The sequence below is a fragment of the Sporomusa sp. genome (genome assembly GCF_057736855.1).
The window spans coordinates 1-5,226 of sequence record NZ_JBYKYF010000220.1 but is presented as its reverse complement, the minus strand read 5'-3'; the positions used below and the strand labels follow the sequence as shown (position 1 = coordinate 5,226).

Sequence of the window (5,226 nt, the reverse complement as noted above, 5' to 3'; positions counted from 1 at the left end):
GGCTTCACGGAAAGAACCGCTCGACTGGCTTTGCTTTACCCAGCGATCAAATGCGTTCTTTAGATTGGTTTGCACTCATTAAATGTGAAGCTAGGGTAGCTAAAGAGTTACCTCACCTTGAAGAATATATTCAATTTTGGTGGTTGTTTAATGACTATATTTACTACTACTACCAGATGGGAAAACATATTCAGGGTGTAATAGCAGATATATATTTTTTAAAAGGGTGGAAGTGGTTTGCCTATGATTTCAAGGACGCTATACTATTTAGATGGGCACTTTTAGGGTGTTTATCTGCAAAAAAAGTAGCGGATGATCTGAACCGTGATTATCTAAAAAGGGATTTACTTGAAATATATTAACATATTCTGTTGGCCTTCAATATGCAAGAAAATAAATTTATTACTGATTTGATACCCGATTTAAAAAGATGCAATTTTCAAGTTTGATGATGATAAACTTGAAGATATGGTTAAAGAAATAAATAAGTTAAAAAACGAGAAACTAGAATTAACTAAAGATAAGCAAAAATTGCAGGATAATATAAGGGAACTTAGTAAGCAAATTAAGCAAATACAATCAGCCCAGAGCTCTGTTGAATTAAATGAATTTGAGGAACAAGATATTATCGATAGAATTGATAAGATGCTTGGGCGAATATATTGTATTACGGGATCGCAGAAACAAAGTATAGGTATAGTAAAAATAGAGAATTTAAAGAGCTACTGGCATGATCTATTACCGGAAACCCAACGAGATATTTTTGCATCAGTACGTCTTCTGGAAATGGGAGATGTATATGATATAGCACTACTCCCTCTTTTAAGGGGACTTGAGCGTGAGATAGGTTATAAAATATTTTCTCCGTTTGCCAGACAAGAAGAATTTAAATTAGCCCGTAATACAAATTGTCTAGACCCAAGATACAATATGCAGCATGATTCTTTAAAAATGAAGAATAATTTAACACCAACCTTAGGGGCTATAAAATATCTAGGTAATCTTGTGAATGATCCAAATGCAAATCGAGCTAGTGATTTGATTTCTTTATTCAGACAATATATTTCCCCTGTAGCCAAAGAGTTTACGGAAATTTGTAATGATATGGAGAACTGCAGATTTGGGAACAAAAAAGTTAGGTTAGTCGATGTCCGCAATGGAATAGCGCATGGTAAGCCAGAAATTATCAATATGATTGACGCTAAGCTATATAACTCATTAATGACAGTATTGTATAGTCCACCAATGGAAATATTAAGTAGAGTTGTGCGTATTTCCAAAAAATTGAAATATTGATTCCAATTTAAGTTAATAAATGTAAAAACGTTAGAATAAATGTCATCGTATGTATCGCAATAGTCAGAGCAATTATTAGCGAGTACCCCTGCACTGCGCAGGCGCTCGTTTCTGTTACATTACCAGGAAAGATTGTGGAAAAATGGAAAAGAATAACGGAGTTCTCGGTACTGCAACAATTCGCTAACGGTGACAAATTCATAGCCTTGCTCGCGTAGACTGTCGATGATCATTGGCAATGCTTCGGGCGTTGGTAAAGGATACTGACCATCATGCAGTAAAATAATACTGCCAGGTTTAACTTCCTGGAGTACGGTTTTCACAATGTTGCTAGCCGGTGGGCAACTCCAGTCCCGTGGATCAATTGACCAGAGGATAGTAGTATAGCCTTTTTGGCGTGCGGTATTCACTACTTGTTGATTATATAAGCCGCCAGGCGGGCGGAATAACGTGGGTTTAGGTGCTATATTTGTAATTGCATTTTCTGCCTTTTCGAATTCGGCTGCTATGTTTTCTGGATTCAATTTTATTAACATAGGATGACTATAGGTATGAATACCAATCTCATGGCCATCGGCCACTTCCTGCGCCAAAAGTTGTTGTGAATGTTCTGCATTTTTTCCGAGAACAAAGAAGGTTGCTTTGACCTGTTTTTCTCTGAGAATGGATAAAATTTCTGGCGTAATCTTCTTATGCGGACCATCATCTATTGTTAATGCCACGACTTTATGGATGGTCTGCACTTGGGAGATTGTTCGAGACTCATTGGACAAATGTTCAGTATTTGCACCTGCTACCAGTAGAATACTAGCGATAGTTAAGAACCATAGTTCTAACGCTTTCAACGGGAAGTTCCTCCTTTTTTACATTTTGAAGCAAGGCAGCTCGCGTAATCAGAAGATTGGTAGTCATGATTGCTGTCCTTTGAGATGCCTCTGTACGCTTGAGGTATCAAAAGAGAATGATGGCTGGCAGATATTATATATATGAGAAACGTGGGAAGAAATATTAAAAAAATAGTGGCGAATTTACCACTATATAATGTTCTTTGCTAAAGCAAGATAATATAGAGCAGTTTTTTGTGTGTTTACAGATTATACCGATAAATAAGGCTATGCTGCATTGTATTTAGTATAATACAATGCAATGGTCATGTAAGATAGTCTGACGGTTCCTGCTGGTATTATGGCTGCATGTCTATTATTGGCGGAGAAGTCAAGAGCGATGAATCTCATGGGATTCGGCTAAACTTAGCCGAGAGGATAGGTAATCGTTGAGTATGGAAAACCGTAACAAAAATGATAGCAAGTGTAGCTCTTTTCTGAAGGGAACCTTGATATTAACAGTTGCTGGTATCGTAGTTAAAGTTATTGGTTCATTAAACTGGATTATTTTATCGCGGGTTTTGGGCGGTGAAGGAATTGGGCTGTATCAGATGGCTTTTCCTATCTATTTGTTAGCACTGTATATATCTACTGCCGGTATTCCGACAGCCATATCCATTATCACTGCGGAAAAGGTGGCTCTCCAGGATTATCGAGGAGCTAATCGTGTATTTCGATTGTCTTTAGCTTTGATGGCCTTCTCGGGATTAGTGTTGAGCTGTTTGGTGTATTGGGGCGCAGGCTGGCTGATAGAATATCAATTAATTAGGGATGTCAGGGCCTATCCGGCTATTTTGGCGTTGACGCCGGCTATCTTTTTTGTTACTCTGCTGTCAAGCTTTCGGGGATATTTGCAAGGATGGCAAGTAATGACACCGACAGCCGTGTCCCAAATTGTCGAACAGTTATTTCGGGTTGGGGCTATGGTAATGTTGGCTGCCTGGCTCTTGCCAGCAGGGCTGGAGTATGCGGCTGGTGGCGCGAGTATGGGAGCTAGCGTGGGTGCTGTTGCCGGACTCATTGTACTTATTTTCTATTATGTCAGGTTGCAGCGCACCTTGAATCCTAGTGGGATACAAGACTTGGGTAATAAAGCTGAATCAAATAAAAGTTTATTGCGGCGTATGGCGAAATTGGCCCTGCCGGTATCTCTATCAAGTCTTATGCTACCGCTAGTAGCTAATCTTGATTTGTTTGTTGTACCAGTTAGGTTAGAGGCGGCAGGGTATGCCGTTGAACAGGCCACGGCGCTGTTTGGGTATTTGACAGGTATGGCAGTTCCGCTTGTAAATCTTGCTACCATCATTACAGCAGCTTTGGCAACCAATCTGGTACCGGCGATCGCTGAAGCGCAATCAGTAGGAAATAAGCAGCAGATTAGGCATCATACAACCGCTGCGCTCAGACTAACCGCGCTTGTGACTATTCCTGCTGCTGTCGGAATGGGGGTGTTGGCAACACCGCTGGCTACTGCTGTATATCATGTCCCAGGGGCAGGTCCGGTAGTGAGGGTATTGGCTATTGGCATATGTTTTTTAGGTATTCACCAAGTAACGACAAGTATTTTGCAGGGCATGGGGCATACGGCTCTGCCGTTGATTCATATGGGGATTGCAGCGATAGTGAAAGTAGGCTTGAACTGGTTTTTAGCTGCGCTGCCGGCACTGGGAATTTTAGGTGCAGGCTGGGCCACCAATGCTGATTTTGCTGTGGCTGCGTTGCTTAACCTGGCATATGTATATCGTTATACCGGTTTTCGCTGGATATTCCTGCATTAGTTAAAATGGTAGTGGCTGCTGCTATCATGGGAATAGCGCTATACCAAGTTAATGCGGTGTTATTCGATACTGTCGGGCCAATGGCAGCTATCTTTGTTGATATCGTTGTTGCTGCAGGGGTATATGGGATTATTTTGTTGTTGTTAGGGGAACTTACTGAGCATGATTTATGGCGAGTGCCGCTTGTAGGTCATTTTTTGGTAAAGTTGCATTGCTTTTTTGCTTTTATCAACAGGTAAAAATGCAAAAGGCTGGCTTAGGTAATGCTTCATTCGGTATTACCGATATTCATGATTATCCTATGAAGTGGTATGTTTATAAACGCTGGCGGGAAGCTGTATGCTTGTTATCTGCCATGGTGTCGGTCCTATGGGATTAGTATTAGGTATTGTTTTACTGCTGAAAGGGTCGAAAAAAAAGAATTTGCATTTTGTTACCGTTTATGGGACGTAAGTTGGATGATTTTCGACAAAAATAGTAAGTATTCTGCGGGATATGGCAGGAATTAACATGAAAAGGTAGAACACATACAGCATATTTGCGTATGAATAAATATAAAACATATACAAGTTATTTTGTTGGAGGTAATTATTGTGCGACGTGTGCTACGGGAGAATATTCAGGCGGGAATGACGCTAGCTCAGCCAGTCTACGGTATTAATGGCCAGGTCATTTTAAATAGTGGTATTCAATTGACTGAGTTTCATATTTCCAAGATAGCAGAACTTGATATTAGATATATTTATATTCAGGGAGAGTCTCAGTTATTTGACCCGAATGACATAGCCGCGCAAAATGTCAAAAATGAAATTGTGCTGGCAGCACACCGGGCACTTGATGAAGTGAAGGTAGGCAAGTATGTTGATACGCAACCTGTTAAAGAACAGGTATTGGCGCTCATAGAAGAATGTTGTATGCATAAGGAGATACAACCTTTACTTGTTGCGATGCAAAATTGTCATGATTATCTATTCAAGCACGCCGTTTGTGGGTATTTTTTTGCAATGATGATGGGCATGAGCTGTGGTATTGAGGGTCAGCGGCTCCGTGATTTGGGAGTGGGAGCTCTCCTTCGAGATGTAGGGATGACTACCATTCCGCAGGATATACTTAACAAGCCAGGTAAATTAACTCCGGAAGAAATGGCACTGGTAAAGCGGCATACCGAGAAGGGGTATGAATTACTGCGGCGCAATCCTGATATTAGTTTAGCATCAGCAAATTGTGCCCTGCAGCATCATGAACGCTTTGATGGCAGCGGCTATCCG

5 protein-coding genes and 1 pseudogene are annotated in these 5,226 nt (G+C 40.7%); 5 read left to right on the top strand and 1 reads right to left on the bottom strand.

Features of this window, described 5'->3' with window-relative positions:
* Positions 1–362 (top strand): hypothetical protein (locus AC29Z1_RS13060; protein WP_488271893.1); only part of this gene is annotated, 362 nt, incomplete at its 5' end.
* Between the two features lie 106 nt (positions 363–468).
* Positions 469–1,296 carry a hypothetical protein gene (locus AC29Z1_RS13055; protein WP_488271892.1) on the top strand — a complete coding sequence of 276 codons (828 nt, stop codon included), beginning with the start codon at positions 469–471 and terminating at the stop codon, positions 1,294–1,296.
* Positions 1,297–1,415: 119 nt separating this feature from the next.
* On the opposite strand, the gene AC29Z1_RS13050 is transcribed toward AC29Z1_RS13055, so the two are convergent.
* Positions 1,416–2,141, bottom strand: coding sequence for a polysaccharide deacetylase family protein (locus AC29Z1_RS13050; protein ID WP_488271891.1), 726 nt, complete (start codon positions 2,139–2,141; stop codon positions 1,416–1,418).
* A gap of 434 nt (positions 2,142–2,575) precedes the next feature.
* Between AC29Z1_RS13050 and AC29Z1_RS13045 the strand changes: the two are divergent.
* The 3 genes and pseudogenes from AC29Z1_RS13045 to AC29Z1_RS13035 all read left to right on the top strand — a co-directional run.
* Positions 2,576–4,197: pseudogene (locus tag AC29Z1_RS13045) on the top strand (putative polysaccharide biosynthesis protein).
* A gap of 2 nt (positions 4,198–4,199) precedes the next feature.
* Complete coding sequence (locus AC29Z1_RS13040; RefSeq protein ID WP_488271890.1) at positions 4,200–4,337, top strand: hypothetical protein; 138 nt, start codon at positions 4,200–4,202, stop codon at positions 4,335–4,337.
* Between the two features lie 214 nt (positions 4,338–4,551).
* On the top strand, positions 4,552–5,226 hold a 675-nt coding region (locus AC29Z1_RS13035), incomplete at its 3' end, for an HD-GYP domain-containing protein (RefSeq protein WP_488271889.1).